19 protein-coding genes are annotated in these 20,828 nt (G+C 65.7%); 5 read left to right on the top strand and 14 right to left on the bottom strand.

Annotation, left to right across the window (positions count from 1 at the left end; genetic code table 11):
• Positions 1 to 26: 26 nt before the first annotated feature.
• Positions 27 to 1,151, bottom strand: a complete 1,125-nt coding sequence (locus AC1DWT_RS40445) for a mandelate racemase/muconate lactonizing enzyme family protein (protein ID WP_387487059.1) — start codon at positions 1,149 to 1,151, stop codon at positions 27 to 29.
• A 389-nt stretch (positions 1,152 to 1,540) separates the two neighbouring features.
• Between AC1DWT_RS40445 and AC1DWT_RS40440 the strand changes: the two genes are divergently transcribed.
• Positions 1,541 to 2,041 carry a flavin reductase family protein gene (locus AC1DWT_RS40440; protein WP_477924927.1) on the top strand — a complete coding sequence of 167 codons (501 nt, stop codon included), beginning with the start codon at positions 1,541 to 1,543 and terminating at the stop codon, positions 2,039 to 2,041.
• Between the two features lie 35 nt (positions 2,042 to 2,076).
• Positions 2,077 to 2,904, top strand: coding sequence for an IclR family transcriptional regulator (locus tag AC1DWT_RS40435; protein ID WP_477924925.1), 828 nt, complete (start codon positions 2,077 to 2,079; stop codon positions 2,902 to 2,904).
• Positions 2,905 to 2,948: 44 nt separating this feature from the next.
• Here the strand turns inward: AC1DWT_RS40435 and AC1DWT_RS40430 are convergent, their stop codons facing one another.
• The 3 genes from AC1DWT_RS40430 to AC1DWT_RS40420 are packed head-to-tail and all read right to left on the bottom strand — an operon-like array spanning position 2,949 to position 7,206.
• Complete coding sequence (locus tag AC1DWT_RS40430) at positions 2,949 to 4,130, bottom strand: CaiB/BaiF CoA transferase family protein (RefSeq protein WP_477924923.1); 1,182 nt, start codon at positions 4,128 to 4,130, stop codon at positions 2,949 to 2,951.
• The gene (locus AC1DWT_RS40425) at positions 4,127 to 5,842 is read right to left on the bottom strand and encodes an acyl-CoA dehydrogenase family protein (RefSeq protein ID WP_477924921.1); all 1,716 of its coding nucleotides are present in this window, start codon (positions 5,840 to 5,842) and stop codon (positions 4,127 to 4,129) included. The genes AC1DWT_RS40430 and AC1DWT_RS40425 overlap by 4 nt, the downstream gene beginning before the upstream one ends.
• Positions 5,839 to 7,206, bottom strand: a complete 1,368-nt coding sequence (locus tag AC1DWT_RS40420; protein ID WP_477924919.1) for an MFS transporter — start codon at positions 7,204 to 7,206, stop codon at positions 5,839 to 5,841. Before AC1DWT_RS40420 ends, AC1DWT_RS40425 begins: the two co-directional genes overlap by 4 nt.
• A 139-nt stretch (positions 7,207 to 7,345) precedes the next feature.
• Here AC1DWT_RS40420 and AC1DWT_RS40415 point away from each other — a divergent pair, with 139 nt between their 5' ends.
• Entirely contained in the window at positions 7,346 to 8,248 is a 903-nt protein-coding gene (locus AC1DWT_RS40415; RefSeq protein ID WP_477924917.1) for a LysR family transcriptional regulator, read from the top strand.
• Positions 8,249 to 8,366: 118 nt separating this feature from the next.
• Here AC1DWT_RS40415 and AC1DWT_RS40410 read toward each other — a convergent pair whose 3' ends face one another.
• Both AC1DWT_RS40410 and AC1DWT_RS40405 read right to left on the bottom strand, forming a co-directional pair.
• Complete coding sequence (locus AC1DWT_RS40410) at positions 8,367 to 9,770, bottom strand: acyl-CoA reductase (protein ID WP_378688770.1); 1,404 nt, start codon at positions 9,768 to 9,770, stop codon at positions 8,367 to 8,369.
• Positions 9,767 to 11,116, bottom strand: a complete 1,350-nt coding sequence (locus AC1DWT_RS40405) for a long-chain-fatty-acid--protein ligase (RefSeq protein WP_477924915.1) — start codon at positions 11,114 to 11,116, stop codon at positions 9,767 to 9,769. Before AC1DWT_RS40405 ends, AC1DWT_RS40410 begins: the two co-directional genes overlap by 4 nt.
• A 298-nt stretch (positions 11,117 to 11,414) precedes the next feature.
• Here AC1DWT_RS40405 and AC1DWT_RS40400 point away from each other — a divergent pair, with 298 nt between their 5' ends.
• Positions 11,415 to 12,323: an SDR family NAD(P)-dependent oxidoreductase gene (locus tag AC1DWT_RS40400; protein WP_477924913.1), complete on the top strand. Its 909-nt coding sequence runs from the start codon at positions 11,415 to 11,417 to the stop codon at positions 12,321 to 12,323.
• Between the two features lie 146 nt (positions 12,324 to 12,469).
• Here AC1DWT_RS40400 and AC1DWT_RS40395 read toward each other — a convergent pair whose 3' ends face one another.
• The 5 genes from AC1DWT_RS40395 to AC1DWT_RS40375 all read right to left on the bottom strand — a co-directional run bounded on the left by AC1DWT_RS40395 (position 12,470) and on the right by AC1DWT_RS40375 (position 17,137).
• Positions 12,470 to 13,207 carry an SDR family NAD(P)-dependent oxidoreductase gene (locus tag AC1DWT_RS40395; RefSeq protein WP_477924911.1) on the bottom strand — a complete coding sequence of 246 codons (738 nt, stop codon included), beginning with the start codon at positions 13,205 to 13,207 and terminating at the stop codon, positions 12,470 to 12,472.
• A 141-nt stretch (positions 13,208 to 13,348) separates the two neighbouring features.
• Positions 13,349 to 14,305: an NAD(P)-dependent oxidoreductase gene (locus AC1DWT_RS40390; protein WP_477924909.1), complete on the bottom strand. Its 957-nt coding sequence runs from the start codon at positions 14,303 to 14,305 to the stop codon at positions 13,349 to 13,351.
• Positions 14,238 to 14,633 (bottom strand): carboxymuconolactone decarboxylase family protein, encoded by a 396-nt coding sequence (locus tag AC1DWT_RS40385; protein WP_095862011.1) that lies wholly within the window; start codon positions 14,631 to 14,633, stop codon positions 14,238 to 14,240. Before AC1DWT_RS40385 ends, AC1DWT_RS40390 begins: the two co-directional genes overlap by 68 nt.
• A gap of 50 nt (positions 14,634 to 14,683) precedes the next feature.
• Complete coding sequence (locus tag AC1DWT_RS40380) at positions 14,684 to 16,072, bottom strand: aldehyde dehydrogenase family protein (protein ID WP_477924907.1); 1,389 nt, start codon at positions 16,070 to 16,072, stop codon at positions 14,684 to 14,686.
• Between the two features lie 120 nt (positions 16,073 to 16,192).
• Positions 16,193 to 17,137 carry an SDR family oxidoreductase gene (locus AC1DWT_RS40375; protein WP_477924906.1) on the bottom strand — a complete coding sequence of 315 codons (945 nt, stop codon included), beginning with the start codon at positions 17,135 to 17,137 and terminating at the stop codon, positions 16,193 to 16,195.
• A gap of 118 nt (positions 17,138 to 17,255) precedes the next feature.
• Between AC1DWT_RS40375 and AC1DWT_RS40370 the strand changes: the two genes are divergently transcribed.
• Positions 17,256 to 17,903 (top strand): TetR/AcrR family transcriptional regulator, encoded by a 648-nt coding sequence (locus AC1DWT_RS40370; protein ID WP_095862008.1) that lies wholly within the window; start codon positions 17,256 to 17,258, stop codon positions 17,901 to 17,903.
• A gap of 85 nt (positions 17,904 to 17,988) precedes the next feature.
• On the opposite strand, the gene AC1DWT_RS40365 is transcribed toward AC1DWT_RS40370, so the two are convergent.
• The 3 genes from AC1DWT_RS40365 to AC1DWT_RS40355 form a co-directional block, all read right to left on the bottom strand.
• On the bottom strand, positions 17,989 to 18,729 hold the full coding sequence (locus tag AC1DWT_RS40365; RefSeq protein WP_257015518.1) for an alpha/beta hydrolase: 741 nt from the start codon (positions 18,727 to 18,729) through the stop codon (positions 17,989 to 17,991).
• 390 nt (positions 18,730 to 19,119) lie between these two features.
• Positions 19,120 to 20,262, bottom strand: coding sequence for a helix-turn-helix domain-containing protein (locus AC1DWT_RS40360; protein WP_095862006.1), 1,143 nt, complete (start codon positions 20,260 to 20,262; stop codon positions 19,120 to 19,122).
• A 28-nt stretch (positions 20,263 to 20,290) separates the two neighbouring features.
• Positions 20,291 to 20,828: helix-turn-helix transcriptional regulator (locus AC1DWT_RS40355; RefSeq protein ID WP_477924903.1), on the bottom strand; the 538-nt coding region annotated here is incomplete at its 5' end.

The raw sequence follows: 20,828 nt of genomic DNA, 5'->3' as shown, positions 1-20,828 counted from the left end.
CCCCGACGCGGCTTTTCGGTGTTACCTCAGTCGCTCCACACGGCCACCGGGTCGCCGAGCACCGTCTCGTCGACCTCGATCCCGAGTCCGGGAGCGTTCGGGGGCAGGATGCCGCCGTCCTCGGTCAGCACGTCGAACCTCGCGGTCGGCAGCGTCACCATGTCCTCGCAATTGAGGACGCAGCGCAGCGTGCGCGGCGGGACGGTGGCGCCGAGTTGCACGATCGCCGCGAACGCGATGGACGAGCCGACCGTGTCCTGCACGCTGACGGTCATCCCCGCAGCGCGCGCGATGTCGCGGTGACGACGGCCGCGGGTCAGACCACCGGCCTTGGAGATCTTCAGTCCGATGCCGTCGGCGACGTCGTGCGCCGAAGCGAACGCGATGTCCTCGTCCTGCTGGGCGAGTTCGTCGACGATGATCGGGTACGGGCACCGCTGGCGGAGCGAGATCGTCTCCCGCCACGTGGCGCAGGGGGCCTCGAGCACGAAGTCCAGGCCGGACGGCAGCATCCGGAGCATCCGCAGCGCGGTCTCCGGCAACAGTCCACCGTTCGCGTCGACCAGGAAGAACTCACCGGGCTGCTTGTCGGCCAGGGAGGCGGCGATCCGCTCCGCATCGAGCGCGGGCCCACCCTCGCTGTCGAGTGCGCCGATCTTGATGGAGTGGCCGCGGTATCCCTTGGCACGGTGATCGGCGACGCGGCGGCGCATTTCCTCCGGTTCACCGGCGTAGATCGAGGAGATCATCGACATGGGAACACCGGTCGAACCGCCGAGGAGTTCGGCGACCGGAAGCCCGACGGACTTGCCGAAGACGTCCCAGCACGCGACGTCGAGCGCGGTCTTGGCGTGGTTGTGACCGACGAGTGCCTCGTCCATCGCGTCGTTGATCCGGTCGACCTGACGTGGGTCCCGGCCGAGCAGGTGGGGTGCGATCTCCGCGATCCCGGCGCGAGTGCCGAGAGCATGGGAGGCGATGTAGGTGGAGCCGAACGGTGTGCTCTCGCCCCAACCCTGCTGGCCGTCATCGGTGGTGATGCGGACGATGGAGGCATCGAACGAGGTGTACGAACGGCCGCCCGAGAGTAGATAGACACCGCCCGAGTACGGCAAGTCCACCTGGAAGAGTTCGATCTGCGCGATGTGCACTTGTTCTCCTTCGTTCATCTGTTCTCGTGTGTGCCGGGCCGAGGTTCCACAGGATTATTGATGTTCATATTTTGAACACTGTGGTCGAAATTGTGACATGGCCCTCAATGGCGGTCAACACGGCCTGACGTCACGCCTTGCCGTCGCAGTTCCGCCCGCGCCCGGATCCAGTCCGCGCACGGAATACCCTGTCGAACAACACCACGACAGGTCATCTGCACGAAGAGACAGTCGCTCGACCGGTGACCCCGAAACGCTTGACAGGGTGTGATCCAGGACGCAATACTAACATTAGTTTGAACATACCGTTCATAAATTGAACGTCAATGACCTCAGTCTTAGACCGGCACCCGCGCCGCGCCGCGCCGCGACCCCGAAGAGGAGCCACCATGCTTACCTCCACCATCGACCAGGCCCACTACCGCACCGTCATGGGACACCTGCCCACCGGCGTCGTCGCCCTCTCCGGCATCACCCCCGACGCCGAACACCCCTGCGGCCTCGTCGTCGGCACCTTCCAATCACTGTCCCTGGACCCACCCCTGGTCAGCTTCAGCGTCGCCCACACCTCCACCAGCTGGCCCAAGGTCCGCGCCGCCGGCCGACTCTGCGCCAGCATCCTCGCCGCCGGCCAGGAACCGATCTGCCGCGCCCTCTCCAGCAAACAACCCAACAAATTCGCCGACATCGACTGGACCCTGTCCCAGACCGGATCACCCCGAATCACCGGCGCCCACGCCTACGTCGACTGCGAAATCACCCACGAACTCGACGGCGGCGACCACACCATCGTCATCGCCCGCGTCCTGCACATGGACACCGGACACGGCGAACCCCTCGTCTTCCACCAAGGCCGACTCGGCGGAATCCGGCAACTCACCGCCGCCTGACCACAACTGGGACACACGAAAGTATTGGGGGCGCAATGAACGAGCCGAAGGCGGCCGCAGTGATCGCAGTGAATCCCAGCGAGCCGGCGGAGATTGCCAACAAGTCGGTGACCAAGGCTGTCCGTCTTCTGCGCGAGCTTGCATCCCGGCCCAGGACCGGCGCGACGGTGAGCACCCTCGCCAAAGCCGTCGGGATCTCCCGTCCCACCGCATTTCGTCTGCTCCACAGCCTCGAGCGGACCGGCCTTGTGGATCGCATCGACAACAACTACATCCTCGGCTCGGAGATGTCCCGTCTCGGACGGTACGCCGACCCCCATGCCGGTCTGGCAGCCCGCGCTCGGCCGTTGCTGCAGGAGCTGGCCGACACGTTCGACGAAACGGTGACCTTGTCGGTGCCGAATGCAAAGGACGAGCTCGACCTCATCGCCGAGGCGGCCGGCTCACACGTCGTGGGCACGACATCCCGGATGTCCCCTCACATGATCGGCAAGCAGTATCCCCTCCACGCCAGCTCCAGCGGCAAGGTCCTCTTGGCCGAGTGGCCGATCAAGAAGGTCCTCGGCCGCCTGCCCGAAAAGCTCGAGGCATACACCGCGCACACCGTCACCGACCGCGCGGCCCTCCTGGCCGAACTCGATCGGATCCGAGAAAACGGCTTCGCTCTCATCGACAACGAGCTCGAGGAAGAGTTGATCTCCCTGTCTCGTCCCGTCAGGGATTCGTCCGGGAACCTGGTGGCGATCGTGTCCCTCAACGGTCCCCGGTACCGGTTCGGCCCCGACCGCATTCCCGAAGGCCTGCAACAGATGCAGCGGCTCGTCGAGCGTCTCGCCGATGCCTTCTGGCAAGATTCGGAATAGATTCGCACTGAACGGGAGCCTCAGCTCGCCCGGGGTAGCCGGGTCTATCCGCCGACCACCGACTTCGGCCGGTGGGCACCCAGTACCGCATCCGTGTCGGCGCCGAGTACCGGCGGCGCGGACGTCAGGTGCGGGCGTTCGCCCGCGAAGCTGACCGGGAACGCGATCTGCCGCAGGCTGCCGATCGTCGGGTGGTCGACCGTTCCGATCATGCCGAGCGCAGCGGTGTGCGGGTCGGCGTAGATCTCGTCGAGGTGCCGGATCGGCGACACGGGCACGGCGTGCGCGGTGAGCGTGTCGCACCAGTGCTCGACGGTGCCCGACGCGAAGGCCGCCGACAGTTCCCGCTCGAGATCGCCGCGATTCGCCACCCGGTCCCGGTTGCGCTCGAATCGCGGATCGGCCGTCAGGTCTTCGCGGGCGATGGCCGAGCACAGGCTCGCCCACTGGCTGTCGTTGCCGACGGCGACGACGAAGTATCCGTCGCTCGCGGGGAACGCTTGATAGGGAGCGAGATTCGGATGACCGGAGCCCAGCGCGCCGGGACGCTCGCCGGTCGCGAAATAGTTGGTCGCCCAGTTCACGTGCAGGGCGAGCTGGCACTCGAACAGCGACGTCGTCACGTACTGCCCTCGGCCGGTCCGCGACCGCTCCACGAGGGCAGCGAGCACGCCGACCAGTCCGAACAGCGCCGCCCCCAGATCGCCCATCGCGAATCCGGCCTTCATCGGCGCCCCGCCCGGTTCACCGGTCAGCGACATGAGGCCACCGGCGGCCTGCGCGATCATGTCGTAGCCGGGTTCGTCGCGCAGCGGACCTTCCTCCCCGAACGCGGAGATGTGCAGCACGACCAGATGCGGGTACCGCTCGGACAGCGTCCGGTAGTCGAAGATCCGCTGCAACCCGCTGCCGGGTTTGAAGTTCTCGACGACGACGTCGGTGTCCTCCAGGATGCGGTGGATGAGATCCTGTCCCTCTTCGGATTTGAGGTCGACGGTCACCGATTTCTTGCCCCGGTTGATCGCGAGGTAGTACGTGGCGTCGACGCCGACGAACGGCGGCCCCCACGACCGTGTCGGGTCGCCGCCGTCGGGGTGTTCGACCTTGGTGACGTCGGCGCCGAGGTCCGCGAGCGACATGGTGGCGTACGGTCCGGCGAGGATCTTGGAGAGGTCCAGCACCCGCACCCCCGCGAGGGGTGCCGGTCCGGTGTGGGTGGTGGTCACAGGAGAACTCCTGTCGCAGAGTCGGTTCGAGATGCGGCGGCCCGCGCGACGTCCGCGGCGACGTCGGTGCCGTCGACGACGGCCGCGAGGTTGCGGAGGGCGGCCTCGGGAACGTCTCCGGACTCGCCGGCGAGGTAGGCGTTCGCGACGAGCAGCGACCGGTAGCCGCTGCCCGTGCCGACCGCGAAATCCGCCAGATCGAACAGCAGGGTGGCCATCGTCGCGCGGGCCAGTGCGTTGGCGTAGCGCGCGCACCCGGCCTGCGCGGTGTCCTCGTCCCCGGCGACCAGCAGGTCGCCCTCGTCGACGAGGCCGTCCCACCGTCGGCGGAGCATCTCGGCGCCTGCGCCGCAGTCCGGTCCGAGTCCGGCCAGGATGCCGCGCATCGTGTCCGCCAGCTGACGGTGCGCACCGAGCTTGCGCATGCACCGCAGCACGTCCAGGGCGATGACGTTGCTCGATCCCTCCCAGATCGACCCCAGGTGGGCGTCCCGGACCAGGCGCGCGTGTGCCCATTCCTCGATGTAGCCGTTGCCGCCGCGGATCTCCATCGCCTCGCCGGTGACCACCCGGGCCCGCTTGCACACGTAATGCTTCGCGAGCGGGGTGAGGACCCGGATCAACCCACGGGCGGATTCGTCTCYGGCGTCGGCTGCCTGCAGACACTGCGCGCTGTACGCCACCAGGGCGAGCGCCGCCTCGGCGTCGAGCGCGAGGGGCAGCAGGGTTGCGCGCATCAGCGGCTGGTCGAACAGGGTTTTGCCGAACACGACCCGCTCCCGGGTGTGGTCGACGGCGTCGCGCACGGACCGCCGCATCAGGGCACTCGACCGCATCGCGTTCGACAGCCGCGACGTGTTCACCATCTCCGCCATCTGCCGGAACCCGCGGTCGAGTTCACCCACCTGGAGGGCGTACGCCCCGGTCAGCGACACCTCTCCGCTGGGCATCGAGCGGGTGCCGAGCTTGTCCTTCAGCCGGTCGATCGTGTAGCTGTTGCGCTCGCCGTTCGCGAGAACCTTGGGGACCATGAACATTCCGACGCCGCGGGTGGATTCGGCGTCGCCGCCGGGGAACCGGGCGAGGGTCACGATGACGTCGGCGTCGGGATTGGACGCGAACCACTTCTTCCCGGTCAGCCGCCACGCCTCACCGTCGCGTTCGGCCCGGGTCTCCGTGCGGGCGATGTCCGTGCCTGCCTGCGGTTCGGTCATGAACATCGCGCCGGTCATCGCACCCTCGGGGTCCGTCGAGGTCAGCGCGTCGATCCACGGCCCGAACACCTCGGGGTCACCGAACATGCGGAGCGTGCGGGCGGCGGCGTCCGTCATCGACACGGGGCACGCCAGCCCGAACTCGGCCTGCACGAAGACGTACGACGCGAGGTACTTCACCAGGTGCGGCGGGACGGCGTCCCAGCCGTGCAGGCCGCCGCGGTGCGACAGTGCGGACAGTCCGTATTCGCTGTAGGCGGCGCGGCACAGTTCCTGGTAAGCCGGGTGATACGAGATCCGGTCGATGCGTTCGCCGTCCCGGTCGAACTGCTGCAGCACCGGCGGATTCTTGTCCGCGGTGGCAGCGAGGGCGTCGAGTCGGCCGGCGGCGTCCGCGCCCAGCCGGTCGAGCAGGGCGTTCAGCGTGTCGCGGTCCGACGGTGTGGTCCACCGGTCGACGACGGCGCGCAAGGCGGGATCGATGTGAGCGAAATTCATGAGTGGGCAACATCTTTCCGGGTCGAGGTGTGTTCGGGACGGGGCTCGGTGTCGGCTCCGCCCGAGCGAGCTTTGCCGCGGCGGAGCAGCAGCGTCATGCAGACGAGCGAGAGCACGACGTAGCCGAGTCCGAGGGCGACCACCGGCCAGATCGAGTCGGTACGGGTGAGCAGGAACTGGCAGAGCATCGGGGCGGTTCCGGCGAAGATCGCCGTGGACAGCTGATACGACAGCGAGATTCCGGTGTACCGGACGTTGGTCGGGAAGACCTGGGCGAGGATGCCGGCAAGGGCGGCGTAGTACATCGCGTGCGGCGCGGTGGCCAGCACCATGCCGAGCATCGCGAGTGGCACCGACCCGGTCTGGACGAGGATGAACATCAGGGGCAGCAGGATCAGTTCGGGCAGCAGCATCCAGCGCACCGCCCGCGACGGATCGATCTTCGTGGCCAGCACGGCGCCGAACGGCTGCACGAGTACCTGCGCGACGAGCGCGATCGTGATCACGAGGAGGAAGTCCCCACGGTCGAATCCGAGGTCGGCGGTGGCCCAGGCGAGTGCGAATGTCGTCTTGACGTAGGTGATGGCGACGCCCGCGACCACCGCACCGACGCCGAGGACGAGTTCCATGGGGTGCGAGCGCAGCACCTCCACGAGCGGCATCCGGGTGCGCTCCTGCGCGACGACGGCCTTCTTCATCTCCGGCGTCTCCGAGATACGCAGCCGGATGTACAGCGCGACGACGACGAGGGCGGCGGATGCGAGGAACGGCAGACGCCAGCCCCAGGATTCGAACACGCTGTCCGACAACAACGTCAGCGCGAGGAACGCCAGGGTGGCGAGCAGATTGCCGACGGGCGATCCCTGCTGTGCGAACGCGCCGTACAGCACCTTCTTGTTCGGTGGCGCGAATTCGGTGGCGATGAGGACGGCGCCACCCCACTCTCCGCCCATGGCGACGCCCTGGACCACGCGGAGCGCGACGAGGAGTACCGGCGCCCAGATCCCGATCTGCGAGTAGGTGGGGAGGCAGCCGACCCCGACCGTTCCGATCCCCATCAGGATCAGCGTGATGATGACGGCGTTCTTGCGTCCGAACTTGTCGCCGAAGTGACCGAACACGATCCCGCCGAGTGGGCGGGCCACGAACCCGATCGCGAACGTCGCGAAGGCGGCGAGAGTGCCCACCGCGGGCGAGGCGTCGGGGAAGAACAACCGGCCCAGCACCAGCGCGGAGGCGGTGCCGTAGATGTAGAAATCGAACCACTCGATGGTGGTGCCGACGAAGGCGGTGACACCCGCCTTGCGGGCCTGCCGGGTGCTGTATTCGGGTGGTGCCGCGTCGCGGCCGGGATTCGGATTCACGGTTCTCCCTGACTTTCGTGCTCGGGGCGTCACACCGATATGAGGTGGTGTGCATCACTATGGCCGGGATTCCGTGTAGAGTCCAAGACTTAATTCAGCTTGTTTAGGTGATCCACACACATAGTCCCCGAGGAGCGCCATGGAACTCCGTCACCTGCACGCCTTCCTCGCGGTGGCCGAAGAACTGCATTTCGGGCGTGCCGCCGAGCGTCTCCATGTCGCGCAGTCCCCGCTCAGCCAGACCGTGCGGGCCCTCGAACGGGAACTGGGCACCGACCTGTTCGTTCGCACCACCCGCTCCGTGCGCCTCACGGCCGCGGGCGAGGCGCTGGTGGGTCCGGCCCGGACCATCGAGGCGCAGATCGGGATCGTGCGCGGCATCGCGCAGGCGGCGGCCGCCGGGGAGACCGGCCGCGTGACCGTCGGGTTCGGCGGCGCGGGCGGCTACACGGTGCTGTCGGTCCTCGCCCGCTCCCTCGCCGACGCCTACCCCGGCATCGAACTCGACCTTCGCCCGCAGATGTACTCCGGCGAGGTGCTCGACGCCCTCGCCCGCGGAACCCTCGACATGGGCATCGTCGGACTGCCGGTCCCGCGGGGTTTCGCGACGCACACTGTGCTCGAGGAGGCACTGATGGTCGCGGTCCCGGCCGGCCACCGCCTTGTCGAGGCGGGTGCCGTCGTGCCGCAGGAACTGGCGAGCGAACGGTTCGTGATCTATCCCGCCGAACACGGTTCCGTGGTCCGCGACGCCACGCTCGCGCTGTGCGCAGCGGCAGGATTCGCCCCTGTCGTCGCGCACGAGGCGCCCGACCCGTACAGCCTGCTCGCGATGGTCGGCGCCGGCGTCGGGGTGGCCGTCGTGGTCGATTCGACGGCACACCTGACGATGGCCGGGGTCCAGTACCTTCCCATCGCGGGCGAGGCCCCGACCCTCCCGATCGCGATGGCCTGGCAGGACGCGAATCCGTCGCCCGCGGTGCAGACGGTCACCCGGGTGCTGCGTGACGTGATCGGAAAGGTCGGCCATTCAGTCGCCTGACCGAATTACTCGTGCGCCGAACCCGCTGCCGCTACGCGCGTTGCGCGTGATTTCCTGGACGGCGCGACCTCGGAGTCACCGAGGTTGCGCCGCCCTTGCACAGCTTGCAGCACGATCGCTAACCGGCCTGCACCCCATCCTCGTGCGCCATCCAGTGCACGAAGCGATGCAGCGGATACATGGCATCGTGAGGGTTGCCGATCGTGCTGGGCCCCGCCTCCCCAAGCCGGACGATGCGCTGCGCGCCGGCGCTCGCCAGTCGGTCGCGATAGTCCGGCATCCGTTCGAACGGGTAGCAGCCGACGGTCTGCGTCGCGACATTGACGTATTTCACCACGTCGTCGAGCGAGTCGACGCGAACCACGTTGGCGGTCTTGTTGATCGGATGGAAGTCCACGGGTTCATCCGACCGGATCACCAGACCCTTCCCGTCGGTCCTCCCCCAGACGCGGAACTCGTCGCCCATCATCGCCAGCATGTCGACCTGCTCACGCAGGTCCAGGTCCAGCGGCCGCGAGTCACCCGAGGCGGCCGCCTTCTCGACGATGCGCGTATGCACGCGTTCACAGAAGCGATCGGCGTCTTCGCGATTCGCCTCGACAAAGATGAAACGACTCGCGACGCAGGCCTCCTGATTCAGAACCATGACATCGGTGGCCGCCAGCTCGGCGGCCGCCTCCAGCGCCGCGCCGGAGGCGAACGCCTCCCTACCGACCATCGAGATCGACGTCTTGGGGTCGAACGACACCAACTGGAAACCCGGACCGAGATACTTGACGACGTTGTCGATCGCGTCGCCGCCACCCCACGCGACAATCTTGTCGAAGTACTGGGGCCGATACAGCACCTGCTCCACCGCATCGTCGCCGCCGCGCCAATAGACGGCCGACATCGACCGCACGATGGGATGGTCCGGATCGATACCGGCCATGGTCCGCAGGATCGCGACAGTGGTGAAGGGATCACTCGACGCCATCTTGAACAGATTGACGGCCTTCACCAGTGCACCCTGCGCGATGGACTTCACCGCCACCCCGGGGGAATTACCCGGCAGCACATGAATCAGCCGCGGCGCGAAGGCGCGAACGAAGCTCTTGCGGCCCTTGAAATCCTGCTTGGGCACCCATTCGTCCAGGGCCTTCGGGTCGGGGAAGTTCTGCTCGACCACGGTATGCAGAAGCCGTTTGTCGAGATACGTCGTCGCGCCGTAGACCTGCGCTCTCAGCACCGCACGCGGCAGTACGTGGGTGGCGGCCATCCGGTCGATGCATTCCTGCACGAAAGGGTTTTTCGGATCGCGGATCCGCTCGCCGGTCTCGACCAGGAAATCGATGATCTCCGACAGCGGGACGTTGAGCAGTGGCGGCACCTCGGTCCGTGGATGCACCGCACGGTCCAGGTCGATCGCCGGCGTCGCGAAGACGACTCCCAGGTCACGCGAGCGGTGGGTAACCGACTGGTCTTCCACCAACTCGCCGCGCAGGAAGAACGGCGCGGCGACAACAGGTTCGGTCATGGTCATGATAGGCCCCTCACGTATGCGTCGACGGTTCCGGCGCAGCCGATTTTGTCGTCGTCTTTGACATCCGAATAGCGAACAACGTTGTTGCGGATCGACGGTCCCGCGCAGCCGCAGGCACAGGGATCGAAATCGAGTGAAATCTTGTCGCCTGTGATGACGCCGCCCCAGCGTCCGTCGAGGGAGAGGTCGAAAAACGCCGCGCGACCTTCGATCTCACCGGCCTCGTGCGGCAGCAATGTCTCGCCCTTCTCGTCGAGGATGAAGGGCACGATCCACGGAGGAACGTGATAACGGTCGCCCGCTCGGCATTTGGGCATACCCGAGTTGAGCTCCTGCATGGAGTAGTTCTGGAAGTTGCGGTTGTCCGGGATATTGAAGGTCTCGTGGACGAATTCCCGGTAATCCGGCGGCAGTTGCGCGCGCTTGAGTCCGCCGCCGACGTATATGCAGTTGTCCGGATGGAAGTCTTTTGCCGAGAACCCACGCTCACGAACGATCTTGGCGACCTGGTAGAGCGCATTCCACATGCCCGAGACGAACAGCTTGTCGGTGCGGTACTCGATGAGTTGCTCGGCGGCCACGATCATCGCCTTGTCGAGGGCTTCCTGCCGCTCGGCCGAGGTCCGCTCGAATTCTGCTAGCTCCTCGGGCCGCGCTGTGCCGTCGGCGATCCTCCTGCGAAGTACGACCATCGTGGTCAGCGAGCCCACGGTGATCGGCGGAATCGGCAGGCGGAACGCGGGTTTGTCGGGATCGCCGAACGCCGCCGCCTGCGCGTCGCCGATGATGATGTTCTTCGGCACTGCAGCGATGGGCGCGACACCGATCCTGCGCCGGTCTTGCGCCGGCGCGACGCCCGAACCCCAGGCGAAGACGTTGACCGTGTCCTTACGCGACCAGTCCATGTCCTTGTCCGAGGCGAGCAGCATCGCCGACTTGCCGGTCGTGCCGCTGGAACAGGAAAGGAAGTGCCCCTTGGCCTGCAGACGCGCGATCCACTCGTCGATGTCTGCAATATCCGAGGTCTCGATGGGGCTGATCGGATAGGGGGAGACGGTGCCGAGCCACATGCCGAGCCGATCCCAGCGTTGCTCGGTCAGGAAGCTTTCGGGGTAGCTCTTGTAGGCGGTGTGCGGGAACAGCAACGGCACCATGTCGGCGCGGTCGCGGATCTCGGTGATGCCGGCTTCGCGTGCTCGATGACCAAGCAGCTTGATGCGGTCCCTGCGCTCCTGGAACTTCTCGTTCAACGCCTCGACCTGCGCCTCGCGGAGTTCGGAGTGGGAGTAGCGGAAACGGTCCTCGGCGTCCACCAGCCGAGTCAATTGCTCCGGGGGTGAGTTCACGGGGCTTCCCTTCGGTTATCGTTGCCAGAAATAGCAACTCATGCGTATCATTAATTCGGTAACCTCATCATGACGAAGGCAAGGGTGTTATGCAAGAGCGAATTTCAGCGAGACCGACGTGACGAGAGCGGCGCCACTCTTGCGCCGCGGCGCCGGACGACCCACCCGTCACCACGCCGAAGCATGCCGGGGGAATTGCTCGATACCCACACGCGACGACGTGGACCAGAGGGTCCACTTCACCGTTCATCTATCACTCGACGGCCCCGGGCCGCGCTGAACACCTAGGGAGAATGCCTTGCATATCGACAGGAACAGACCGGTCGCGGTCGTCACCGGAGCCAGCTCGGGCATCGGCGAATCGACCGCCCGCCAACTCGTGGAACTCGGCTGGCAGGTGATCGGCGTCGGCCGCGACCGGCAACGCAGTGCCGCCGCCACCGCGCGTATTGCTGTCGCCGCCCGCAATGGCGGCGCGTTCACCATGCTGCGCGGCGATTTCACCCTGATGTCGGAAGTCGAGCGAGTCGCGGGCGAAATTGCGTCACTCACCCCTCGCCTCGACGTCCTCGTCAACAACGCCGGCGGTGTGAGCGATCAGCGGATCGTCACCGACGAGGGCACCGAGGCGACGTTTGCCGTCAATCACCTCGCCCCATTTCTACTGACGCGGAGACTGATTCCGCTCCCCGGGGAAGACGCGGCAGCTCGGCCTGGCCGCTCGGTCCGCGTGATCGCCGTGTCGTCGAACGCGCACCGCATGATCCAGGAATTCGATTGGGACGATCTACAGAGCCTGAACGAGTTCGATCCCATCGTCGCCTACGGCCGGGCGAAGCTCGCGAATATCCTCTTYACCCGCGAGCTCGCGCGGCGTGGAACCACAGCCGGGATCGTCGCCCAGGCCATGCATCCCGGCGTGGTGGCCAGCAACTTCGCCTCCCACGGGACCGATGCACTGCAGGCACACATGGCCACCGCCGACACGGTCTCGCCGGACGAACCGGCTGAAACGCTGGTCTGGCTGGCCACCGCCGCTGCGCCGGGCCGCGACGGCGGGCGCTACTTCCACCGCAAGGCCGAGGCGACACCCGCAGCGGCCGCACAGGACGATTCCGCCGCCACGCGCCTCTGGAACGAGAGCGAAAGACTGCTGGCCGAACTCGGCTTCCGGATCGCGGATACCGCCGAGTCAGGACAGAAATAGCCGTTCAGGGTACCGGCAGGCGACCCGAAGCCTCCGGCTCGTCACCGAGTCGCTGACCGGCGGGGCCATCCTCCCAGATCGGACAGGATGTCCTCGCCGGGATCGTCCAGCTCGGCTTGCCCGGCTCGAAACGTCGGCAACCCGACTCAGACGAGATACCGTCCGCCATTGACGCTGAGCGTCTGCCCGGTCACGTACCCGGCCTCATCCGATGCCAAGTATGCGACGGCGTACGCAATGTCCTCCGCGCAGCCGACGCGTTTCATCGGAAGCCTGGCCGCGAGCTGATCCGGATCGTGGCTTTCCCGCAGCAGTGGCGTGTCCACGGTGCCGGGCGGGACGTTGTTGACCGTGATCCCCTTCTCCACGAACTCGACTGCCAGCGCCTTGGTGAAACCGATGACGCCGCCCTTCGACGCCGCGTAGTGGGCCACCGCCGGGGCACCGGTCTGCGCGGACGACGAGGAGATATTGATGATCCGGCCCCAGCCGGCGTCGAGCATGTCGGCAACGAGTGCCTGCGTGACCAGGAAAGGTCCCTTGAGGTTCACCCCGATTATCCGGTCCCAGTTCTCCTCGGTGAGGTCCAGGAACGGCGAATACTTGGTGACCCCGGCATTGTTCACCAGGATCGTGACCGGGCCGAGCTCCGCGCGGGTCCGGGCCGCTGCGGCCGCGACAGCCTCGGAGTCCGCCGCGTCACCGGTGATGGCGACCGCCTTTCCGCCCGCCTCGCGAATCCCCGCAACCGTCTCGTCGGCGTCGGCGGCATTCAGATCCCACACCGCGACCGCCGCGCCCCGGGCCGCGAGCACTGTCGCTATGGCGCGCCCGATTCCGCGGCCACCGCCTGTAACGACCGCATTTCTTCCTTCGTGGGCCACCAGGGCCTCCTCTCCGTCGAGTGAATGAATGTCTTCGCTACTCGCCCAGCGCAGCGCGCGGCCTTCCCGGCCGACACCGCGCGGGGAACCCCACGTTGCCGCTGGAGGGTAGATCCTCGGCGATCTCGACCGATGGGGACATCACGCATCCTTGGCTTCGGTTCCGGCCAGAGCCCAGCGGGCGATCTCCATCTGATCCGCACTGGGCCCCAGGTCGGTGTCAGCCTGCGACCAAACCTGTACCGCCCGGTCGCCGAGTGCGGCGCCAATCCCGAGCTCTGCTGCCAGGCCCGTGGCAATGCGCATGTCTTTGAGCATGAGGCGCAGTGCGAAACCGGAGTTGTAGGTCTCGGGGAGGACGAAGTTCGGGAACTTGGTTTCACTCGCTGCACTGCGCCCACTCGCCGCGTTGATCGTCGAGACAATTACCTCCGGGTCGAGGCCGAAGCGGCGGCCGATGGCGAAGCCTTCGGCCGTAGCCAGCAGTTGAACCGCTGCGAGTAGGTTGTTGATTGCCTTGAGAGCGTGCCCCGCACCGGTATCGCCCACTCGGAGCCAAGTACCCAGCGGCGCCAGCATCGAACTTATCTGCGCCACAGCGGTTTCGTCCCCGGCGGCCATGATGGTCAGGGTGCCGGCCGCAGCGCCGCCGATGCCGCCGGATACCGGTGCGTCGATCAACGTGACGCCTCGTTCAGCCAGTTCGAGAGCAAGCCGGCGGGTCGAGGTGGGCTCGGACGACCCCATATCGATGATGACGGTGCCGGAGCGTAGCGCGTCGAGCACGTCGACGTCGTCGAGTACAGCCTCCACCACAGTGGAATTCGGCAGCATCAGGATGACGATGTCTGCTCCGGCCACGGCCTGCGCTGGAGTTGGGGCCACGGTTCCCCCCGTCTCGGCAAGTGATCGGCGGGCGGCGTCCTGCAGGTCGAATCCCACTACCTGGATACCGGATTCGACCAGTCGGCGTGACATGTGCGCACCCATGTTGCCCAGGCCGAGGAAGGCGATGTGTCCGTTGCTTGTTTCAGGCATCAGTGCGCTCCGAGAGAATTTCGTCGGCAATACGGAAGGATTCGATGGCGGCGGGAACACCGACGTAGACGGCGGTCTGGAGGAGCACCTCACGGATCTCGTCGTGCGTCGCCCCATTGGTCACGGCGCCGCGCACGTGGGTAGCGAACTCCTTGGGCCGGTTGAGCGCAGTGAGCATCGCCAGGTTGATCAGAGATCGGGTGCGGCGGTCGAGGCCCGGACGAGTCCAGATGGCACCCCAGCAGTATTCGGTGACGAGGTCCTGCATAGAAGAGGAGAATTCGCTGGCGTCGGCGAGGGCTCGGGTGACGTATTCCGCGCCGACCACCTCGCGGCGGACTTGCAGGCCCGCCTCGTAGGTCTCGCGGTGTGTGCGATCAGTGTGCATGTTGTGGATCCTTCGATCAGTCGAGGAACAGGTCCGGGGTCGGGTAGATGTCAGAGTTTGACGATCACGGTCTTGGTCTCGGTAAACGCGTCCAACGCCTCGTACCCCTTCCCACGGCCGTATCCGGACTTCTTGAAACCACCGAAGGGCAACTCCACCCCACCAGCCGCCCCGTACGTGTTGACATAAACCTGCCCGGCCTGAATACCAGCAGCCAACCGATGCGCGCGCGAAAGATCCCTCGTCCAGACCGAACCGAGCAAGGCGTATTGCGTCCCGTTCGCCAACGCGAGCGCCTCCTCCTCGGTATCGAAGGTATTACATACCAACACCGGCCCGAATACCTCTTGCTGAGCGATATCGGACCGCGGATCGACACCATCGACCAGCGTCGGAGCGAAATAGGCGCCACCCGCAAGACCCGGTTCATCGGGAATCGAACCGCCGGCGACCACCTCTCCCGTGCTCAGATCGCTCAGGAATGCCTGGACCCTGGCCTGCTGTTTGAACGACACCAATGGTCCGAGGTCCGGGTCGGCCGAACCGGGGCCGATACTCACCACGGCGAACAGCTTCGCCACCGACTCCAAAACCTTGTCATGAACCGAAGAATGCACCAGCAGACGCGAACCGGCCGAACACGTCTGCCCAGCGTTCTGCAGAACCGCCTTCGCCACGAAGGTGGCCGCACTGTCCAGATCGGCGTCGGGGAAAACGATCTGAGCCGACTTGCCACCGAGCTCGAGGACGACCGGCACCACCCGATCTGCGGCCGCGTGCGCGATCACCGACCCGATCTGGGTGGAACCGACGAATCCGATATGGTCGACCCCGTCGTGGGCGGTCAACGCTGCACCCGCCTCGACCCCGAGGCCTGGCACAACATTCAACACCCCCGCCGGGATTCCCGCCTCGATCGCCAACTCGGCGACGGCGACCGCGGTACGCGGCGTTTCATCTGCGGGCTTCACCACACAGCAGTTGCCGGTAGCAATCGCCGGAGCCACCGCACGCGCGAATAGCTGCATCGGATAGTTCCAGGCAACGATATGACCCGTCACACCGTACGGCTCGCGGCGAGTGTAGGCATGCACATCAGGACCCAACGGGATGGTGATCCCGTAGTAGGAATCGATCGCGTGACCATAGAAGCGGAAGTAGCGAGCACACACCATTGCATCGGTTCGCGCTTGCCCCAGGGGTTTACCCGAATCCTCACTTTCCAACAACGCCAACCCTGCTGCGTCACGTTCGATCAGATCCGCCAGCCGGGTCAACAACCCGGCACGGGTTTCCGGCGACGTCTCCCGCCACGACCGTTGCGCGGCGCGGGCCGCACACACCGCCCGATCCACTTCATCAGGTCCACACCTGACCACGGCCCCCAGCGACACACCGGTCGACGGATCGATGTTGTCGTAAGTACCCGACGTGAGCACCCGACGTCCATCGATGAAGGCCGCAACTGTCTCCACCACTCAACACTCCTCACTCTTTCGCTTTCATGGATGGCGTCGACGGCGGCGCCATGAAGTACTCCGACGGGCCGCCCGGCACCGTCATGCCGAGAATGCCGATACCTGACTCGCGGCACAGGTTGTACAGGCCGCTGTCGCACGATTCGCAGGCACCGCCGTCTCGGCAGCCCGCAGCGTCACGAAATTGCCGGCCGCGCGGGCGGCGGCACTGGCCCCACCGTCGACCAGCAGGTCGATGCCGTTGAGGAAGCTCGCCTGTTCCGAGAGCGCGAATGCCACCACGGCGGYGATCTCCGCGTCATGCCCCCTGCGCTGCACGATCCGATCGATGCGCGAGTGTTCGGCAGTCTCGGACCGCACCGGCGAGCTGTCGATGTTGCCCGTGGACACCGAACAGATGCGCGCGCCCAAGGACCCGAGCCGCACCGACTCCCGCCGGACGAAGCGTTCCAAGCCGAGCTTGGCCCAGGTGCGGGCCGCGGCCGGATCCTCGATCCCCGGTCCGAGCGCCTCGCGCAACCTGTGTGGGAACTGTTGGGCCAGCGGGTCGTCGAGGACAGCTTGCGCAGCCGCGTCGGGAGTATCCGGGCCCAGCATCGGGGACATACCCGCCAACACCACCATGGCGGTGCCGTTGTCGGCCAACGGCCGGAGCGCATCCGCGAGCCGCGCAGGGGCGACGAGGTCCACGGTGAGAATCTCCTGCCAGTCGGCCGAGGTGGGCGAGCAGGCATCGGCGTGCGCGACTGCCCGCAGCGTGCCCATGTCCCCGATTCGCGCGACCAGGCGCGCGAGACCCTTGCGGTCGGTGACGTCGAGGCTGAACGGTTCGGCGTCCACACCCGCATCATTCACGAGTTCGCGGGCCACGGCCGCGGCGGCGTGCGGGTCCCGGTCGGTGAGCAGCAGTGTCTCCACATGATCGACGAGCTGCCGCGCGCAGGCGGCTCCCAGTCCGTAACCCGCGCCGGTGACGACACCCACGGTCTTGCTGTGCAGTGCGGATTGCTCCGTGGGTGAGTTCACGGGGCGTCCCTTCGGTAGACGTTGCCACAAATAGCAACTAATGCGTATCATTAGTTCGGCAACCTCATCATGACGAAGGCAAGGGTGTTATGCAAGAGCGAATCTCAGCGAGGCCGACGTGACGAGAGCGACGCCGCTCCCGCGCCGCGGCGCCGGACGCCCCACCCGCGAGCAGGCCGAGGCACGCCAGGACGAACTGCTCGATACCGCACTCGAGCTGTTCCTCGAGCACGGCTTCGAGATAACGACGATCGAGATGATCGCCACCCACGTTGGCATGACCAAGCGCACGGTGTACGCCCACCACCCCGACAAGGCGTCCCTGTTTCTCACCGCGGTGCAGCGGGCAATCAACAGGCAGATCGTGCCCCTGCACGTCCTCGAGGACTTCGATCGCGGTGATCTCACCCAAACACTGGAAGCGATCGCCCGGCTACACGTCGGCCAGGTGATGACGCCCGACGGTCTGCGCCTGCAGCGGATCATCAACACCGAAAGCTACCGATTCCCCAGCATATTCGCCGCCAACTACGAACAGCGCTCCAAACCGGTGCTCGACTTCGTCGCCGGCCTGCTCGACCGGGCCATCGCCGCAGGCGACATCGCACCCACCACAACCGAACTCGCCGCCATCGCGTTCATGAACATGGCGGTCGGCGGCTCCGTGCGCTCGATCGTGAGCGGCCAAACACCCACCCGCGACGAAGTCGATCAGAGAGTGCACTTCACCGTTCATCTGCTACTCGACGGCCTCAGGCCGCGCTGAACACCTGGTATAGCGCCGGTTTCAGCTTGCGATAGTCGTGCTCGATACGCCAGCGAAGCTCGGCGCGCGCGCTGGAATACTCGAGTCAGCTCAATGCGCGCGCGATATAGGCTCTGCGGGTTTGTCCCGCGGTCTTGGAAATGTCTGACGTGACGACTACTTCGAATCCGTGAAACGCACCGGGCCACACGTGCAGTTCAGCGAGGACACCGGACCGGGACAGGCGGGCCGCGAAGTCGATGACCTCATCGCGGAAGGTTTCGACCTGGCCGACATCGAGGAATGTCGGAGGTAGTCCGGAGAGGTCGGTGGCGCGCGCCGGCGCAGCATAGTAGGACACGTCGGGTCCACCTGCCGCATCTCCGAGGAGAGCACCCCAGCCTGTCCTGTTCGAGGTACGGTCGAACACTCCGATACCGTCGAGTTCCTGACTCGACGGCGTAATTCCCCGATCGTCGAGCATGGGGCACCCCAGCACCAAGTGGGAGATTGTCGGGCCGTTGTGGTCGCGGGCAAACAAGGCGATTGCCGCGGCCAGTCCACCTCCTGCGCTAGCGCCCATGACGATGATTCGCGCGGAGTCGATTCCCAGGTCTTCCGCGTTCTCGGTTATCCATACCAAACCCGCGTAGCAGTCTTCCACGGGCGCGGGGTGGGGGTATTCCGGGGCGAGCCGGTATTCAACTGAAACCGCCACCACACCGAGTTCGTCCACCAAATCAGCCAGGCCTTCTACCCCAGTGAACCTGTTTCCCATGACCATCCCCCCACCGTGGATGTAGTAGATCGCCGGGGAAGGGACGGTCCGCGGGTTCGTCGGCGCCATGATCAACACGGTGATGTCGGGTCCGCCGAGGGGGCCAGGAACTTCTCGTTCGGTGACCTCGATGCTGCCATCCCGACGCAAGTGCTCGAGTTGGACATCACGATCGGGCAGCTGATTCAGGCGGCGTTCTCGAGCACCGAGGATCTCGTGCGGGTGGAGCGTGGAGGACATGAGTGGGATTCGTGCCAGCCCGGCTGCCAGTTCCGGGTCGAGCGGCGGAGGGGTACTTGTACGGATGGCGTTATCGAGAGTCATCGTGTCTCCTCAGAATTTGCGATGTCCTCCCACTATCGGATTTCATCTCCGTCGACGCTACCGCCGATCGTCTGTTCCTTGCCGCGATGTATCAGACGACTGTCGGTTCGGACTCTCGGCGGCGCCGGTCCGCTACTACGATTCGCCACTATTCAGAAAATGGAGGGACTGCAATGCGATTCGGGCTCGCAGTATTCCGTCCGGAGTGCCAAGGTCCCACCCCAGTCGCTCCTCCGCTCGTGTAACCCGAGCCGCAATTGAACTGTGGTGCATATGCAGGGAGTTCGCGGCCAGTCGGAGTGATCCGGTGCGGCAGAGAGCGTCCAAAGCACGTAAGTCGAGTTTCCCACTCTCTGTCTCCGAAATGGCCTGGAGTGCGACCACGTCCACGTTTGCCGCGATCTGACCTATCGGAACATCGGCAAGCAATGTGAGGGACCCGAGTGATGCATGGTCGACGACCGCCGAGTTCTCGCCATGAACCGTAAATCTCAACGCCAAGAGTGCTTGCAACCACGAGGTACGAGCATCCTGCGGCAGGACCTGGTTGCCAATGCCCACCCGCAGGTCCAAGCTCCGCCCTGACCCAGGATCTCGCTCTTGAAGGCGATCTCGGACGCTGCTGTGGAGGTCTGGGACGACGAGGTCCGCGTTCTGACGTGGCTGCAGGATCAATCCGGCGGTCCGCCCAACCGTGGCCACACGCAGGGACTGCACCGGAAAGCGGGTTCTCGCTACAAGCGCTACTGCTTCCGTTCCTGGGTCCCGGTCGTCAGATGTAGAGACGGCAACGATGCGTATCGGGAGGTTCGGTAGGAGGCCGAGAAGTTGAATTGCGCGCGCCCGTTCCTCGGTTCCGGCGGACTCCGAAATCAGCAGTTCGGTCAGTGCTGGATCAGCAAGATTTGCGGCTGAAATCACGCGGGGCGGAGTGACCAGCACCCGAGTTGCCAGAGCAAAGCGCTCGAGTATGAGGTCGTCCAGGGCCTCCGCATCACCTTCGCGTTCGAGCCAGACTGCCCGGCCATTGCCCACGTCGATACGACTGCGTGGAACATCTCGATCCGAAGAATCGACGGTCCCGCTGTGAGCGACGCGCAATGCAGTCCCATCGAGAAGATGCATCCCGGCAGTGCATTCGGCGAGGGCTGCAGTCGCTCTGGTCAGGGTCGATGCCGAAACCCGGCCTTCGACCAGAGCGTCGAACGCAGCGATGACTCGAACGGCCGCTTCGGCTCGTGAGTCGATCTCGGACAATCGCGCGAGCAATCCGAACATGGGCCCAATCCTAGCTCTCGTCCGAGCGCTACGATCGACGACCGGTATGAGGATCGCTGTGGGCTTGCTCCACAATCCAAGCCGCGACCTGGGTCCTGGAGTGGAAACCCAACTTCGCGAGGATGTGCTCCACGTGTCCTTGGACAGTTCGATCCGAAAGCACCAATTTCGCCGCGATCGCCCTGTTCGTCATGCCCTCTGCAACCAGGTCTGCGACCTGACGTTCTCGCTTGGTCAGACTCACTGTGGGACTGACGGGTTCGGCGGCGGAGGGAGCTTGTTCGCCGAGCGCGAATGCTGCGGCCGCGTCGAAATCCATGAGGCGCCCCTGGCGGCGAGCAGATTCGAATGCCCTCGATCCCAGTGCCGAGCGAGCGGCTCTCTCGCATTCGTCGTGGTAGGTCATCAGGTCGGGAAACTGGACGGCGCCGCCGACCGACCGCCCCAGTTCTTCTGCGGCTCCCAGAAGCACTGCTGCACGTTGCGTATCTCGGACCTCCGCACAGATCCAGGCGATGGATTCAAGGCATGATATGGCAATTCGGAGAAACCGTGCGGGCCAGGTC

It is taken from the genome of Rhodococcus sp. P4_B6, assembly GCF_056402215.1.
This window is presented reverse-complemented; position numbering and strand designations above follow the sequence as displayed.

Excerpts from the sequence above, each read along its gene's own strand:
- AC1DWT_RS40435 (WP_477924925.1), top strand. The coding sequence starts at position 2,077 with ATGAACGAGCCGAAGGCGGCCGCAGTGATCGCAGTGAATCCCAGCGAG.
- AC1DWT_RS40440 (WP_477924927.1), top strand. The coding sequence starts at position 1,541 with ATGCTTACCTCCACCATCGACCAGGCCCACTACCGCACCGTCATGGGA.
- AC1DWT_RS40415 (WP_477924917.1), top strand. The coding sequence starts at position 7,346 with ATGGAACTCCGTCACCTGCACGCCTTCCTCGCGGTGGCCGAAGAACTG.
- AC1DWT_RS40410 (WP_378688770.1), bottom strand. The coding sequence starts at position 9,770 with ATGACCATGACCGAACCTGTTGTCGCCGCGCCGTTCTTCCTGCGCGGC.
- AC1DWT_RS40365 (WP_257015518.1), bottom strand. The coding sequence starts at position 18,729 with ATGGCGCCGACGAACCCGCGGACCGTCCCTTCCCCGGCGATCTACTAC.
- AC1DWT_RS40360 (WP_095862006.1), bottom strand. The coding sequence starts at position 20,262 with ATGTTCGGATTGCTCGCGCGATTGTCCGAGATCGACTCACGAGCCGAA.
- AC1DWT_RS40385 (WP_095862011.1), bottom strand. The coding sequence starts at position 14,633 with ATGCACACTGATCGCACACACCGCGAGACCTACGAGGCGGGCCTGCAA.